17 protein-coding genes and 1 pseudogene are annotated in these 14,045 nt (G+C 71.8%); 12 read left to right on the top strand and 6 right to left on the bottom strand.

The window, feature by feature from the left end:
* Nucleotides 1–102 precede the first annotated feature (102 nt).
* Nucleotides 103–672, top strand: a complete 570-nt coding sequence (locus OHA65_RS17410) for a flavin reductase family protein (RefSeq protein WP_327284023.1) — start codon at nt 103–105, stop codon at nt 670–672.
* A gap of 100 nt (nt 673–772) precedes the next feature.
* On the opposite strand, the gene arfB is transcribed toward OHA65_RS17410, so the two are convergent.
* Nucleotides 773–1,198, bottom strand: a complete 426-nt coding sequence (gene arfB, locus OHA65_RS17415) for an alternative ribosome rescue aminoacyl-tRNA hydrolase ArfB (RefSeq protein ID WP_327284024.1) — start codon at nt 1,196–1,198, stop codon at nt 773–775.
* A 168-nt stretch (nt 1,199–1,366) separates the two neighbouring features.
* On the opposite strand from arfB, the gene OHA65_RS17420 reads away from it, so the two are divergent.
* Together OHA65_RS17420 and OHA65_RS17425 are read left to right on the top strand one after the other, a co-directional pair.
* Nucleotides 1,367–1,942, top strand: coding sequence for a TerD family protein (locus OHA65_RS17420; protein ID WP_327284025.1), 576 nt, complete (start codon nt 1,367–1,369; stop codon nt 1,940–1,942).
* 89 nt (nt 1,943–2,031) lie between these two features.
* Entirely contained in the window at nt 2,032–2,547 is a 516-nt protein-coding gene (locus tag OHA65_RS17425) for a GNAT family N-acetyltransferase (protein WP_327284026.1), read from the top strand.
* A gap of 6 nt (nt 2,548–2,553) precedes the next feature.
* Here the strand turns inward: OHA65_RS17425 and OHA65_RS17430 are convergent, their stop codons facing one another.
* On the bottom strand, nt 2,554–3,963 hold the full coding sequence (locus OHA65_RS17430; RefSeq protein WP_329313855.1) for a M1 family metallopeptidase: 1,410 nt from the start codon (nt 3,961–3,963) through the stop codon (nt 2,554–2,556).
* A 97-nt stretch (nt 3,964–4,060) separates the two neighbouring features.
* Nucleotides 4,061–4,618 (bottom strand): heme-binding protein, encoded by a 558-nt coding sequence (locus tag OHA65_RS17435; RefSeq protein ID WP_327284028.1) that lies wholly within the window; start codon nt 4,616–4,618, stop codon nt 4,061–4,063.
* Between the two features lie 224 nt (nt 4,619–4,842).
* On the opposite strand from OHA65_RS17435, the gene OHA65_RS17440 reads away from it, so the two are divergent.
* From OHA65_RS17440 to OHA65_RS17455, 4 genes are all read left to right on the top strand, one after another.
* Nucleotides 4,843–6,123 (top strand): sensor histidine kinase, encoded by a 1,281-nt coding sequence (locus OHA65_RS17440; protein WP_405762104.1) that lies wholly within the window; start codon nt 4,843–4,845, stop codon nt 6,121–6,123.
* Nucleotides 6,120–6,743 carry a response regulator transcription factor gene (locus tag OHA65_RS17445; RefSeq protein ID WP_327284029.1) on the top strand — a complete coding sequence of 208 codons (624 nt, stop codon included), beginning with the start codon at nt 6,120–6,122 and terminating at the stop codon, nt 6,741–6,743. The genes OHA65_RS17440 and OHA65_RS17445 overlap by 4 nt, the downstream gene beginning before the upstream one ends.
* A 137-nt stretch (nt 6,744–6,880) precedes the next feature.
* Nucleotides 6,881–8,050, top strand: a complete 1,170-nt coding sequence (locus tag OHA65_RS17450) for a M4 family metallopeptidase (RefSeq protein WP_405762106.1) — start codon at nt 6,881–6,883, stop codon at nt 8,048–8,050.
* 208 nt (nt 8,051–8,258) lie between these two features.
* Entirely contained in the window at nt 8,259–8,762 is a 504-nt protein-coding gene (locus tag OHA65_RS17455) for a hypothetical protein (protein ID WP_327284031.1), read from the top strand.
* 231 nt (nt 8,763–8,993) lie between these two features.
* On the opposite strand, the gene OHA65_RS17460 is transcribed toward OHA65_RS17455, so the two are convergent.
* A complete protein-coding gene (locus OHA65_RS17460) occupies nt 8,994–9,668 on the bottom strand; it encodes a pentapeptide repeat-containing protein (protein ID WP_327284032.1) in 675 nt (224 codons plus the stop codon).
* 111 nt (nt 9,669–9,779) lie between these two features.
* Here OHA65_RS17460 and OHA65_RS17465 point away from each other — a divergent pair, with 111 nt between their 5' ends.
* Both OHA65_RS17465 and OHA65_RS17470 read left to right on the top strand, forming a co-directional pair.
* Complete coding sequence (locus tag OHA65_RS17465) at nt 9,780–10,772, top strand: zinc-binding dehydrogenase (protein ID WP_327285696.1); 993 nt, start codon at nt 9,780–9,782, stop codon at nt 10,770–10,772.
* Between the two features lie 62 nt (nt 10,773–10,834).
* Nucleotides 10,835–11,338, top strand: a complete 504-nt coding sequence (locus OHA65_RS17470) for an FBP domain-containing protein (RefSeq protein WP_328763104.1) — start codon at nt 10,835–10,837, stop codon at nt 11,336–11,338.
* A gap of 46 nt (nt 11,339–11,384) precedes the next feature.
* Here OHA65_RS17470 and OHA65_RS17475 read toward each other — a convergent pair.
* Nucleotides 11,385–11,510 (bottom strand): annotated as a pseudogene (locus OHA65_RS17475) (GNAT family N-acetyltransferase); the annotation flags it as partial.
* 139 nt (nt 11,511–11,649) lie between these two features.
* On the opposite strand from OHA65_RS17475, the gene OHA65_RS17480 reads away from it, so the two are divergent.
* From OHA65_RS17480 to OHA65_RS17490, 3 genes are all read left to right on the top strand, one after another.
* Entirely contained in the window at nt 11,650–12,066 is a 417-nt protein-coding gene (locus OHA65_RS17480) for a DUF5958 family protein (protein WP_327284034.1), read from the top strand.
* A 254-nt stretch (nt 12,067–12,320) separates the two neighbouring features.
* Nucleotides 12,321–13,073 (top strand): DUF6879 family protein, encoded by a 753-nt coding sequence (locus tag OHA65_RS17485; RefSeq protein WP_327284035.1) that lies wholly within the window; start codon nt 12,321–12,323, stop codon nt 13,071–13,073.
* A gap of 88 nt (nt 13,074–13,161) precedes the next feature.
* A complete protein-coding gene (locus tag OHA65_RS17490; protein WP_405762108.1) occupies nt 13,162–13,476 on the top strand; it encodes a hypothetical protein in 315 nt (104 codons plus the stop codon).
* A gap of 58 nt (nt 13,477–13,534) precedes the next feature.
* Here OHA65_RS17490 and OHA65_RS17495 read toward each other — a convergent pair whose 3' ends face one another.
* Nucleotides 13,535–14,011 carry a GNAT family N-acetyltransferase gene (locus tag OHA65_RS17495; RefSeq protein ID WP_328763108.1) on the bottom strand — a complete coding sequence of 159 codons (477 nt, stop codon included), beginning with the start codon at nt 14,009–14,011 and terminating at the stop codon, nt 13,535–13,537.
* Nucleotides 14,012–14,045 lie beyond the last annotated feature (34 nt).

Genomic DNA, 14,045 nt, shown 5'->3' on the forward strand with positions numbered 1-14,045 from the left:
ACGATACGCCCGGGTGCGGGGTGGCCTAGGTCAACGGGCCGGGACACGGCTCGGACTCGGGCCCGATGTGCGGCGCGGGAGGGCGAGACTAGCGTTCCGAACGTGCCGAAAACGACCCCCGTACCCCTGACGATCCCCTCCACCCTTCATCCTGAGGGCGTGAGCAACGACGAGTTCCGGGCCGCGATGTCCCGACTGACGGCGGGCGTGTGCCTGATCACCGCACGCGAGAACCCGCTGACGCCGGACGGTCCGGACGGCGAGGACGTCGGCATGACGGCCACGGCCTTCATGTCCGTGTCACTGGACCCGCCGCTGGTCCTGGTGAGCCTGCGCGAGGGCTCCCGGATGGACGACCTGCTGGCCGAGCAGCCCCTGTGGGCGGTCTCGGTCCTCGCCGACCACCAGGTGCAGGCCGCGAGCCGCTTCTCGATGAAGAACCGCATCAGCGACCGGCTGCTCTTCGCGGACCTCCCCCACGTCCGCGGCGAGGTCTCCGGGGCCCCGCTGCTGACGGGCGCCCTGGCCACCCTCGAATGCCGCACGGAGAACCGCGTCGAGGCCGGCGACCACACCCTGGTCATCGGCCGCGTCCTCGGCTCGGCCCTGCCGTCCCCCGACTCCCCGCCACTGACCTACTTCCGCGGCCGCTACCGCCACCTGGCGGGCTGAGAGCCGGGAGCCCGATCGGCTGCGGATCCGGCTGCGGATCGGGTTCTGGATCCGGCTGCGGCCGCGGCTCCCGACCCCGGTCCGACGCGGCGGGGCGGGGCTACCAGTCCCGGCCGGTGCGGCCGCGCTTGGTCTCGGCCCTGGCCTTCTTCTCGCGCAGCCGGCGCTCGTTGATCCCCCGGGGGATCTTCGTTGCCCGGCGCGCCTTGGGCGGCGGCGCGGTGGCCTCCGCGAGCACGGACGCCATCCGGACCAGCGCCATCTCCCGGTTGCGGAACTGCGACCGGTGCTCGGAGGCCCGTACGGTCAGCACCCCGTCCACCAGTCGGCCCGCGAGCCGCTCCAGCGCCCGCTCCTTCCACACCGCCGGCAGCGCGTTCGTCGCCGACACGTCGAACAGCAGCTCCACCCGCGAGTCGGACGTGTTCACGTGCTGCCCGCCCGGCCCGGAGGACCGCGAAAATCGCCAGGCGAGCTCCGCCTCGGGGAGCACGACCGAACCGCGAATGACATAGGGACCAGGCATGCCCCCATGATCCCGCCCCGCGCGATGCCCGTCACGCGTATTTCCGAGCGGCCTGCACGACGAAACGCGGACAGTGGAACCTGCCGGCCCCCTCCCTGCGTTATGAAGGGCAGGGGTACCTTGGCCACGATCTCGCGGCCAAACGAAGAGGAAGGGACACCAGTCAAAATGGCAGTAAGCCTGTCCAAGGGCGGCAACGTCTCGCTCACGAAGGAGGCCCCGGGCCTCAGCGCCATCACGGTCGGCCTCGGCTGGGACGTCCGTACGACGACCGGTGTCGACTTCGACCTGGACGCCTCCGCCATCGCGGTCAACGCCATGGGCAAGGTCGTCTCCGACGGTCACTTCGTCTTCTTCAACAACAAGTCCACCCCGGACCAGAGCATCGTCCACACCGGCGACAACCGCACCGGTGAGGGCTCCGGCGACGACGAGTCCATCAACGTCAACCTCTCCGCCCTCGCGGCCGACGTGGACAAGATCGTCTTCCCGGTCTCCATCTACGACGCCGACGCCCGCAGCCAGAACTTCGGCCAGGTCCGCAACGCGTACATCCGCGTCGTGAACCAGGCCGGCGGCGCCGAGATCGCCCGCTACGACCTCTCCGAGGACGCGGCCACCGAGACCGCCATGGTCTTCGGCGAGCTCTACCGCAACGGCGCCGAGTGGAAGTTCCGCGCGGTCGGCCAGGGTTACGCCTCCGGCCTGACCGGCATCGCCCAGGACTTCGGCGTCAACGTCTGAGCCCGAGCCCGAGCTCGACCGGCGGACACCGCCGCAGCCGAAGCCCCCTCCCGGCCGTCCGGGGAGGGGGCTTCGCTACGGTTCGACAGGTGATCCTCCAACCGCTCGTCCCCGTGGACGGCGCCCTGCCCGGCCCGGTCCTCACCGAGATCGCGGCGGTCTACGCCACCAACCGCGCCTTCTTCGAGCTCAGCGGCGATTTCCCCGACCCGGCCCGCATCACCGTCGAACAGGTCGCCTCCGCCCTCGCCGACGAACTCGCCCACGACGGCGCCGAGGTGCTCCTCGCCCGCTCCGCCGGCCGCCTCGTCGGCCTGGCCGCAACCCTCGCCCACCACCCCGACCCGACCTCCGGCGACCCGGACCCGTGGATCGGCCTGCTCGTCATCGACGCCACCGCGCACCGCGAAGGGTACGGGCGCACCGTCGCGACCCTCGTCGAAGACCGCTTCCGCGCCGCGGGCCGCACCGGCGTACGGCTCGCCGTACTCGACGCCAACGCCGCCGGCACGGCCTTCTGGCAGTCCCGGGGCTACACCGCCCTGCGCCGCGCCAAGGACCGCGAGCGCGGCCGCGACTGCACGGTGCTCCGCAAGGCCCTGTAGCGGCGCCTACTCGGGCCGGCCCTCCCCGTACAGCCAGACGTCCCAGACCTTCTTCAGGTCGTGCCCCGTCGTCCGCTCCGCGTACGCGGTGAAATCGGCCGTACTCGCGTTCCCGTACCGGTGGTCGACGGCCCAGCCGCGCAGCAGGGCGAAGAACTTCTCGTCGCCCACCTCCTGGCGGATCCGCTGGAGGACCATCGCGCCCCGGTAGTACACCGGCGCCTTGGAGATGTCCTTGGCGGTGGGCGGATCGGCGGGCGGGAAGGCGTCCCAGTCGGAGTCGGCGTCCTTGTCCACGGCGGTGTCACCCGTGCGGAAGGCGTCGAAGTACTGCTGCGCTGTGGTCCCGCCGTGGTCCTCGGACCACAGCCACTCGGCGTAGGTCGCGAAGCCCTCGTTGAGCCACATGTCCTTCCAGGTCTTCGGCGACACGGAGTCGCCGAACCACTGGTGGGCCGTCTCGTGCAGGACCAGCTTCTCGTCGGGCGCGCCGGGGAAGACGGGTTTGGTCTGCGTCTCCAGCGCGTACCCGAGGGAGTCGGGCGGCAGCACGATCGCCCCCGCGGTGCCGAAGGGGTACGGGCCGAACCTGTGGCTGCCCCACTCCACGATCTCCGGCAGCCTCGCCAGCGCCGGGGCGCTCGCGGCGGCCTCCGAGGGCGTGACGGCCTCGTAGAGCGCGACTCCGGAGGGGGTCCGCCCGGTCGTCACCTTGAACTTCCCGATCGCGGCGGTGGCCAGGTAGCTCGCCATCGGCTCCGGGCTGTGCCACACGAACTCGGTCTGCCCGCCGGGAGTGTCGGTGCGCGAGCGCAACTCGCCGTTCGAGACCGCCTCGTAGCCCTTGGGAACCGTCAGGGTGATGTCGTACGTGGCCTTGTCGCTGGGGTGGTGGTTCCCGGGGAACCAGGCCATCGACCCGATCGGCTCGCCGACCCCGACGGCCCCGTCCGCGGTGGTGATCCAACCCTCCTCGGCGCCGTCCGCATCGGTGAGGGGCTTCGGCTTCCCGTGGTAGTCGATCTCCGTCCGGAACAGCTCGCCCTTCTTGAGGTCCTCGGCCGGACGCACCGTCAGCTCCCGCCCCGTGCGGTTGAACCGGGCACCCTTGCCCTGCACGGTGACGCCCTCGACGTCCAGGCCGGCGAGGTCGAGGTTGAAGGCACTGAGCCCCTGCTGCGCGCGGGCGGTGATGACGGCGGTGGCGTTCAACTCCTTGCCGGCCGGGTCGTAATCGAGGTCCAGGTCGTAGTGCTCGACCTGGTAGCCGCCGTTGCCGGCCTTGGGGAAGTACGGGTCGCGCAGCCCGGACGCACCCGGCCGCCCCTGCACCGTGCCGGCCGTACACGCCGTGGTGAGGGCGAGCAGGGCGGCGGCGGCAGGGACGGCGAGGCGGGAGAGCGTGCGGTGTTCCACGCGTCCGATCCTATGTGGGCCCCATGTGGTACTTCGGGCCGATTCCCGTGAAGGGTGGCCGGATTGGACGGGGCACGCCGGGGACTGCTCGGACGGACTACTTGTCGAGCGCGTCGACGCCGGCCTTGGCGAACTTCTCGTCCAGGTCACCGCTGGGGGCGCCGGCCACGCCGATGCCGGCGACCGGGGCGCCCTTGGCCTGCACCGGGGTGCCGCCGCCGAGGAAGAGGGTGCCGGGGATGTCCTTCAGGTTCGGCGCCTGGGCGAGGCGGCCCGCGAGCACCGAGGTCGGGGCGTTCCAGGACACGGCGGTGTAGGCCTTGCGCTGCGCCGACTCGTAGGACTGCGGGCCCGCGCCGTCGCCGCGCAGGGTGACGATGGTGTTGCCGTTGCGGTCCACGACCGCGACCGTCACCTTCTGGTTCTCCTTCTGCGCGGCCTCCAGCGCGGCCTGGGCGGCGCGGGTGGCGGCGTCGACGGTGAGGTGGGTCGTGGTGGTGAAGTTCTTCTCGTTCGCCCCGCCGTCCTTCTTCGCGACGGCGACGGCCGGGGCGCCCCCGCTCTGCGCGGCGCTGGCGCTGACCGCGCCGAAGGTCCCGGCGCCGAGCGCAACGGCGAGGGCGGTACCGGTGAGGATGCGGGTGCGGGTGTTCATGTCTGCTGCTCCTGAGTGCGTCGGCTCGTTCTGCTACTCCAAGCCTGGGGTGGCACCCGGCGCCGACCGGTCCCCGTACCGGCTCGCGACGGCTGCCGCACCGGATGACCCGAGGGTCAACCGATCGGTCGATGCGGACCGGGTGCGGGTACGGATTGGCTGGTCAGCGCCATCGCGCACGACCGGGCACGATGGAGGAGCCAGCCACCGACCCGGGAGCCGCCGTGACCCACGAACCACCCCCGGCCCCGGCCCCGGGCCCCCCGACCGTCCCAGGGACCACGGGCCCGGCCGGTGCGCCCGGTGCGCCCGGTGCGCCCGGTGCGCCCGGTGCGCCCGGTGCGCCCGGTGCGCCCGGGAAGGCGGATACGCGCGCCCTCGCGGCCGTCATGCACACGGCGTTCTTCCTGCTCCTCGGCGCCTCCGTGGCCCGCTTCCTGCTGCGCCACCCCGGCTCGCCCAGCACCCCGTGGATCATCGCCCTCAGCATCACCCTGGCCCTGCTGTACGTCCTCGGCCCCGCGCTCGGCGCCGCGCCCACCCTGCGCCGGCTGCTCTGGCTCGGGCTGGTGGTCGCCACCTGGGTGGTCCTGGTCGTCCTCGCGCCCAGCTTCGCCTGGTGCGCCGTCCCCCTCTTCTACACCGCCCTGCGCACCCTTCCGCCCCGCGCGGCGATCGTCCTCGTGGCCCTGCTGACGATGTTCGTCGTGGCGGCCCAGCTCAAGCTCTCCCACGAGTTCGACCCGAACCTCCTGCTGGCCCCGCCCGCGGTCGCCGCCCTCGCCACCGCCGTCTTCGTCCACATGGAGCGCCAGGCCCGCTCCCAGCGCGCGCTGATCGACGACCTGATCCGCACCCGCCGCGAGCTGGCCGCCACCGAACGCCGCGAGGGCACCCTCGCCGAGCGGCAGCGGCTGTCGATGGAGATCCACGACACGCTCGCCCAGCACCTGTCGAGCCAACAGATGCTGCTCCAGGCCGCGGACCGCACCTGGGACAGCGACCCGACCACCGCCCGCGCGCACGTCCGTACCGCCACCGGCATCGCGGCACGCGGCCTCGCCGAGGCCCGCCGGCTCGTCCACGACCTGGCCCCACCGGAACTCGAAGGCGGCGCCGGCCTCGCGCAGGCACTGCGCGCGCTCGACGCCGGACCCGACATCGAGGTCCGCTTCCACCTGGAGGGCGCCCCGGCCCCGCTCCCGGACCGCGTCCAGTCCGCGCTGCTGCGCATCGCGCAGGGGGCGCTGGCCAACGTCCGCGAGCACGCCCACGCCCGTACCGCTGCCCTGACCCTCAGTTTCCTGGGGGACCAGGTGGTCCTCGACATCGCCGACGACGGCGAGGGCTTCACCGAGCCGCGCGGCGCGACCGGGGAACGCGGGCACGGACTCCCGGCGATGCGCGCCCGTGTCCGCCAGCTCGGCGGCACCCTGACCCTCGAATCCACCCCCGGCGAGGGCACGGTCCTCTCGGCGGCCATCCCTTTGGAGCCCACCGGATGACGACGACGATCCTGCTCTGCGACGACCACGCCGTGGTCCGCGCCGGCCTGCTGGCACTGCTGGGCAGCGCACCGGACATCGAGGTCTTGGGCGAGGCGGGCAGCGGCGAGGAGGCGGTGGCCCTGGCCGCGAAGCTGCACCCGGACGTGGTGCTGATGGACCTCCAGCTGGGCGAGGGCATCGACGGCGTCGAGGCCACCCGCCGCATCACGGCGGTGACCGACCCCCCTCACGTACTCGTCCTCACGACGTACGACACGGACGCGGACGTCACCCGGGCCATCGCGGCGGGCGCCACGGGCTACCTGCTGAAGGCGGAGCGCCCGGAGGAGCTGTTCTCCGCGATCCACTCGGCGGCGGCGGGCCGCACCACGCTCTCCGCGCCGGTGGCGAGCCGTGTGATGGCCCACATGCGGGGCTCGCGCCCGACGCTGACGGACCGCGAGCTGGACATCCTGGGCCAGCTGGCGCGGGGGCTGGGCAACCGGGACATCGCACGGGCCCTGTTCATCAGCGAGGCCACGGTCAAGACCCACCTGGGCCGCATCTACGACAAGCTCGGCGTGGAGACCCGCGCGGGAGCGGTCTCCGTGGCGAAGGAGCAGCGCCTCCTGCCCTGACGGCGGCGGGATCCGGTCAGTGAGCGGGGGGTGTTCGGACAACCGCGCCGAAATTCTTGTCGCAGACCTGCCAAAAGCGGGGCCTGCCCTGTCACGCTCACTCGCGCCGCCACCCCGGCCACCGCGAAGGAGCCCGAGTGACCCACCCAGCGTCCTCCCCGAACCCTCCCCGCACCCGCCTCGCCGTCCTCCTAGGAACCGTCGCCGTCATGACGGTCACCGCGGCCACCGCCCCGGCCACCGCCGCGACCCCGGCCGCGGCCGCGGCCGCGCTCACAGCGCAGGACACCGCCACCGTCAGCGTCACCGACGCCCGAGCCGGCACCGGCACCGGCACCGGCACCGGCCACAGCCAGCACTCCGGCACCGTCCCCCTCACCACCTACTTCAACGGCACCGCCTACCAGCTCCGCGACACCACCCGCGGCAACCAACGCACCCTCGACGCCATGAACCAGACCACCGGCGGCACCCTCTTCACCGACCCCGACAACGACTGGGGCGGCACCGGCACCCCAGCCAACCGCCAGTCCGCCGGCGTGGACGCCCACTACGCCGCCGCCGTCACCTGGGACTTCTACAAGAACGTCCTCGGCCGCAACGGCATCCGCGGCGACGGCACCGGCGTCACCTCCCGCGTCCACTACGGCAACAACCAACCCAACGCCTTCTGGGACCCGGCCTGCGCCTGCGTCAACTACGGCGACGACCCCGCCACCGGCCAGACCCTCGCCACCCTCGACATCGCCGGCCACGAACTCACCCACGGCGTCATCGCCGCCACCGCCGCACTCACCCACTCCGGCGAGCCCGGCGCCCTCAACGAAGGCACCGCCGACATCTTCGGCACCGCGGTCGAATTCTTCGCCGACAGCACCACCGACGTCGGCGACTACCTCATCGGCGAACGCGTCTTCACCGGCGCCACCGTGCGCCGCATGGACCACCCCAGCCTCGACGGTCACTCCCGCGACTACTGGTCACCCGACATCGGCACCCTCGACCCCTACGCCGCCTCCGGCCCCGCCCGGCACTTCTTCTACCTCCTCACCGAAGGCAGCGGCCCCAAGGAAATCAACAAGATCTCCTACGACTCCCCCACCTACGACGGCTCCAAGCTGCTCGGCATCGGCCAGGACAAGGCCGTCCGCATCTGGTACCGCGCCCTGAGCCTCTACATGACCTCCACCACCAACTACGCCCGCGCCCGCACCGCCACCCTCAGGGCCACCGCCGACCTCTACGGCCCCGCCGGCGTCGAATACGGACGCGTCGCCGCCGCCTGGACCGCCGTCAACGTCCGCTGACGCCCCACCGCCGGACGGTGGTGACGGCGGCCGCTCCGGCGGCGCGGTGTCCGTGGGGTGCGGGGCACACCCCGCAGGCAGGCCCGCAGCCGCCCGTGCCCGCCGGGGCCGCTCCCGGACGCGGCCTGCGGCCCGCCGTTCCCCCGCTCAAGACGCCCCGCCGACGCCCCGTCCCACGTACCCGCCCCACCGTGACACCATCGGGTACGTGCTCGACATCGGCTACTCCCTCTCCCGGCGCTTCCCGGACCCCCCGCAGACCGACTACCGCTCGGCGGACGTCCACTCCCTGCGCCACGACCTGTTCTGCGGTGACGTCTACCTCGCCGACACCGCCAAGGACCGGGAAGTGTCCACAGCCTGGGGATGGGTACCCGTACTCGACTTCGCCTGGGCGCTGTGCGACATCGTCGAGCAACTCGACAAGGACCCCCGCGGCAGCCGCTCCGCCCACCGCCAGTACGCCGAACTCGACTTCACCGAATCCACCGACCGGATGCTCTTCGAGCGCCGCTTCGGCTGGGTCGACGTCGAGGCCGACTGGATGCCGCCGGAAGAAGAACCCCTGACCTTCAGCCACCGCCTGCTGCGCCGCGAAGCCCGCGACTTCCTCCACGACCTGATCGCCGACCTCATCGACATGCACGACGGCCTCGCCGACAACCCCGCCATCTGGACGCTCCAGGCCCGCTTCCCCCGCGTCCCCGCCTGACCCCAAACGCCCGGCGACCCGGCGAGCCGCCAGGACAGAACTACGGCCCGGCGGGTGGCCCAGCGGGTGGCCCAGCAGGACCGACCCCCCTTCGGGCCCCGCGCGCCCAGCAGCCCCCGGCCAACCAACAGGCCGGGCGGGACCCAGTGACCCCGCAGGACCCGGCCCGCCGGCGGCCCAGCCGACCCCGGGACTCGACCGGCCCGCGGAACGCGGCCATCCCTCCGCCGGCTACCCGACGACCCGCAGCCCCAGCTGCGCCGCCAGCGCCGGAGCCAGGTCGAACAGCTGCGCAGGACTGATCACCGCCCCAGCCAACGCCTCCACCCCCCGCGCGATGTCCAGCTCCGCGGCCCCCCGCAGGTCCACGTCCGTCATCCGCGCCCCCGTGAAATCCACCCCCCGCAGCGTGCACCCGCGGAACTCCACCCGCTCCAGCACCGCACGCCCGAAGTCCGCCTCGACCAGCACGCACCCCTCGAAGACCACGTCCTTGAGCCGCGCCTCCCGCAGGTTCAAGTAGTCGATCTTGCCGCCGCTGAACACCACCCGCTCCAGCACGGCCCCGTGCAACTGCACACCGCCCAGCCGCGCCTGCGCCACCTCCACGTCCCGCAGCGAAGCCCCCGAAAGATCCGTCCCCACCCCCCGGACCCCCTCCAGCACCGAATCCAGGAACCGCGCCTTCGCCAGCCCCGCCCCGTCCAGCGCGCACCGCCGCAGCGCGCAGTCCATGAACCGGGCCCCCACGCCCTCCTGCCCCGCCAGCTCCAGATCGGCGAACTCCAGCCCGTCGTAATCCCCGTCCGGCTCCAGCTCACCGCCCTCCCACGCACCGAGCTCCGGCAACCGCACCTCCGGCCGCCGCGCCGCCTTCACCGTCTCCTGCTGCCCCTTGCGCGCCATCCCCCCATCCTGCCCCTCCCCACTGACAACCCCGGGCAGCAGCACCCCACACCCCCTCGACCCCCTTGACCTCAACCCCGCTTCAGGTCCGAGCCTGTCCCCATGGACACCATGCGCGCCATCCGCCTCCACGCCTTCGGCCCCGCAGAGAACCTCACCCACGAGCACGCCGAAACCCCCGTCCCCGCCCCCGGCCAGGTCCGCATCGCCGTAGCCGCCGCCGGAGTCCACCTCCTCGACACCGCCCTCCGCCAAGGCATCCCGAGCCCCGTCCACGCCCTCCCCGAGCTCCCCACCATCCCCGGCCGCGAAGTCGCCGGCACCGTCGACGCCCTCGGCCCCGGCACCGACCCCCACTGGCTCGGCCGCCAGGTCGTCGTCCACCTCGGCTTCGCCCCCGGCGGCTACGCCGAGTACGCCGTCGCCGACGCCGACCGCCTGCACCCCGTACCGCCCGGCCTCGACCCCGCCCAAGCCGTCGCCATGATCGGCACCGGCCGCACCACCCTCGGCATCCTCCAGTTCGCCGACCTCGGCCCCGACTCCGTCGCCCTCGTACCCGCCGCGGCCGGCGGCATCGGCACCCTCCTCGTCCAGTACGCCAAGAACGCCGGCGCCACCGTCATCGCCCTCGCCGGCGGCCCCGCCAAAACCGCCCTCGCCACCGCGAACGGCGCCGACCTCGCCCTCGACTACACCCAACCCGACTGGCCCGAAGCCGTACGCGCACACCACCCCGCCGGAGCCACCGTCCTCTTCGACTCCGTCGGCGGCCCCACCGCCCGCGCCGCCCTCGACCTCCTCGCCCCCGGCGCCCGCCACCTCGTCTTCGGCTGGTCCGCCGGCCCCGTCCCCCTCACCGACACCGACCGCGCCACCCTCACCGCCCGCGCCATCACCACCCACAACGTCCTCGGCCCCGCCATGCTCCAACGAGCCGGCAGCGACGACCCCCTGCGCCTGCTCGAAACCCGCGCCCTCGCCGAAGCCGCCGCCGGCCGACTCCGCCCCGCCCTCCAGCGCTACCCGCTCAGCGAAGCCGCCGCCGCCCACCACGCCCTGGAAACCCGTGCCACCACCGGCAAAGTCGTCCTCGAACCCTGACCGGCACCCGCCCGGCAATATCGGATGACAGCAGCCCGTACCCCGACGTACCGTCCACCCACGTGGACCCGCTCACCGAAAAACAGATCCGTTCGTCCTTCGTGAACTGCACCAAGGGCGAGGCGGCACGCCTCAAACTCCCCCTGGACTTCAACGAACTCCCCTGGGAAGACCTCGACTTCCTCGGCTGGGTCGACCCCGGCGCCCCGCTCCGCGCCCACCTCGTACGCCGCGACGCCGACGGCAACCCCGTCGGCATCACCCTCCGCGTCCCGGGCACCAGCCGCACCAGCGCGCTCAAGTCCAGCGTCTGCCAGATCTGCCTCACCGGCCACGCCGCCTCCGGCGTCTCCCTCCTCGTCGCCCCCCTCGCCGGAGCCCGGGGCCGCGAAGGAAACACCGTCGGCATCTACGTCTGCTCCGACCTCGCCTGCTCCCTCTACATCCGGGGCAAACGCCAGCCCAAACTCCGCGCGGGCCACTACGAGGAAACCCTCACCACCACCGAGAAGATCGACCGCGCCCGCACCAACCTCAACGCCTTCACCGCCAAGATCACCAGCTGACGGCGCCCCCGGGCACCAGAACCCGAACCGGCCCGGCGCAGCACCCTCACCCCTGCGCCGAGCCCAACTCCCGCAACGCCCCGTCCGTCAGCCGGTACACCGACCACTCCTCCTGCGGCCGCGCACCCAACGCCTCGTAGAACGCGATCGTCGGCTCGTTCCACTTCAACACCCAACACCGCTGTTTCTGTGCCCCGTAACGGGCCTCAGTCCACGGATGCAACTCCTCGCAGACGTTGGAAGGGCCCATGCCGAGGGTTCGATGGCCCACGGAGGCGACTCGCCTCGACTGAATCGCAGGGGGGAGACAGATGGACGAGCGCGCGGTCATGCTGAACATGCTCGCTCAGGAGTTGCGTCCGATCGAGCAGGGTGTCGAGTGGTTCGAAGCTCTGCCAGCTGAGAACCAGTTCGAGGTCCTGCGAGATCTGTGCGGACACTGCATGCAAGCCCGCGCAACGGAGGAGGACGGGCCCGAGAGCGTGCGGCGCGCCGGCCTTCGGCCGACGTATACCCCAGCGGTGCTGATCACGCGTGGGCAGCTGAACGTGCAGCTGGAAAAGATCATCAATCTGCCGCAGGACGAGCGCGTGAAGTCATTTCGGCTGTTGGTCGCGCTACTGGGGGTGGCGGACAAGCGTCGCCGGGAGCGGTTCTGCGCCGACTGGTGTGGTCATGCCTGGCACCAGTTGGCGGGTGGAACCGATTGGGGAGCGGCCACCGACTGATCGTCGAGGGTTGTGTGGACTGTACGGGTTCCAAGGTCCGCGCGGCGACCCCACACATAATCTCCGAACCAGCGCAAACCGCCATTTCGGCTCACTGTTCGTCGCAACCAACCAGGCCCCCACTCCTCGGCATGTGCCGCGGAGCTGAGGGCCTTTTGCGTCGGTCCCGAGAATCATTGCGAATCATGCAGGACAGGGAAGATGCGCCCACCCCATCCTGGTCGGGACTTGTCCGCTGGTGGGAGGGAACGGCAATGCCACGGCGACTCCGGTTCATCGGTACCAACTCCGGCAACGACGGATGCCCGACCCTGTACGAGGATCTGGACACCGGGGAGGTGCTGGTCCAGGGCGACGCGGTGACCGACCCCCAGGACGTGGCGCAGCTCCGGAACGTCAAGGAGGGCGAGGGGTTCGTGGTCGTCCCCCGCGTGCTCCTGGCCGACTTCGCTCCCAGGGACGTGGAGAGTACGCCCGTGCTGATCAGCTTCGAGGAGTTCGCCGGGATGTTCCGGACCTTCGCGCACACGGCTTGGCGCCTGGAGACCCGGCGTCGCTACCAGTCCGACGAGGAGACCGAGACGTACCAGCGGTTCGTCCGGGGTGAGGACGCGGGCTGGGACCTAAACGACTCCTGGTGCGTGTCCCGGCGTGAACAGTCCGCCCTGGGCAAACGCTTCGAGCGAGTGCGGATCGCCGACAACCCGCCCACCCCCGGTCAGCTCTACCTGCTCGACAACGCCCGCCGCAACAGCGCCGTGGGCGAGGACATCCGCAACCTATGGCGCTCCGAAGCCGAAGCTCTGCAACTCCCCGACGCTGACTTCTGGCTCTTCGATTCCAGGGTGATCGCCCGGCTCCACTTCGATGACGACGACCGGATGACCGGCGTCGAACTGGTCACGGACCCTGTCGAGGTCACCCGCGCCTGCCAGGTACGGGACGCCGCGTGGCACCACGCCGTCCCGTACGAGACGTTCGCGGAACAGGTGCCGTCCGCCGAGTGAGCACCGACTTCCAACGAAGCCGTGGCCGGCCGATGGCCGCCGGACGACCACCTCCCTCTCCCCGGAGGACGCGGCCGACTGGCTCCCCATGTTCGCCATCGGGCTCCAGACGGAAGGCATGTTTCCCTACCCGGAGAAACTCGATGGCGGGCGCTACACACTCTGGCTCCGGGACACCCAGGTCACCTCCTGGGCATCAATCGACTTCGTACCCGACGCGGAGGAGTTCGAGGTCTACCAGTCCGGGCCACGGGAGCTGTGGACCGAACTCACGGCCGCCCACGCCTGGTGGGACGACCAGGGCCATCCGGACTTCGAACGGTTCGGCCTCACCGTGGACCCCGACGGCACCGTCCGGGCCTGGCTCGACTCCCCGGAGCACCCGGTCCCGGCCGTCGGATAGACGAACAGTCCACCCGCCCGGTGCCGCTTTTTCGCCGTCCCGGGCGGGCATCCGTCGACTACTCCACCCCGCCCAGCTTGCGGAGCGCGTCGTCCGTCAGGCGGTTCACGGTCCACTCGTCCATTGACACCGCTCCGACTGATCGATAGAAGTCGATGGCAGACACGTTCCAGTCGAGGACCGACCACTCCAGCCGCTCGAACCCGCGCTCCACACAGATCCGCGCCAACTCCGCCAACAGCGCCTTCCCGTACCCGCCGCCGCGGACACCCGGCCGCACGTACAGGTCCTCCAAATAGATCCCGTGCGCCCCGCGCCACGTCGAGAAGCTCAGGAACCACACCGAGAACCCGACGACCTCCCCACCCGCCGCCTCCGCGACGTGCGCGAACGCCGCCGGCTGCACCCCGAACAACGCCTCCCGCAACTGCTCCTGCGTGGCCCGCGCCTCGTGCGGCACCTTCTCGTACTTTGCCAACTCGCGGATCATCGCGTGGATGACGGGCACGTCCTCGACAACAGCGCTACGGATCATGCCCGCAGCCTAGGACCCCGTCCGGGCCGCCCCG

Source organism: Streptomyces sp. NBC_00045 (assembly GCF_045041095.1).
Classification (GTDB): Bacteria; Actinomycetota; Actinomycetes; order Streptomycetales; family Streptomycetaceae; genus Streptomyces.

Bases quoted from the DNA above. Each gene is read 5' to 3' on its own strand.
- arfB (WP_327284024.1), bottom strand. From the start codon at position 1,198: ATGCCTGGTCCCTATGTCATTCGCGGTTCGGTCGTGCTCCCCGAGGCG.
- OHA65_RS17420 (WP_327284025.1), top strand. From the start codon at position 1,367: ATGGCAGTAAGCCTGTCCAAGGGCGGCAACGTCTCGCTCACGAAGGAG.
- OHA65_RS17435 (WP_327284028.1), bottom strand. From the start codon at position 4,618: ATGAACACCCGCACCCGCATCCTCACCGGTACCGCCCTCGCCGTTGCG.
- OHA65_RS17445 (WP_327284029.1), top strand. From the start codon at position 6,120: ATGACGACGACGATCCTGCTCTGCGACGACCACGCCGTGGTCCGCGCC.
- OHA65_RS17460 (WP_327284032.1), bottom strand. From the start codon at position 9,668: ATGGCGCGCAAGGGGCAGCAGGAGACGGTGAAGGCGGCGCGGCGGCCG.
- OHA65_RS17465 (WP_327285696.1), top strand. From the start codon at position 9,780: ATGCGCGCCATCCGCCTCCACGCCTTCGGCCCCGCAGAGAACCTCACC.
- OHA65_RS17480 (WP_327284034.1), top strand. From the start codon at position 11,650: ATGGACGAGCGCGCGGTCATGCTGAACATGCTCGCTCAGGAGTTGCGT.
- OHA65_RS17485 (WP_327284035.1), top strand. From the start codon at position 12,321: ATGCCACGGCGACTCCGGTTCATCGGTACCAACTCCGGCAACGACGGA.
- OHA65_RS17490 (WP_405762108.1), top strand. From the start codon at position 13,162: ATGTTCGCCATCGGGCTCCAGACGGAAGGCATGTTTCCCTACCCGGAG.
- OHA65_RS17495 (WP_328763108.1), bottom strand. From the start codon at position 14,011: ATGATCCGTAGCGCTGTTGTCGAGGACGTGCCCGTCATCCACGCGATG.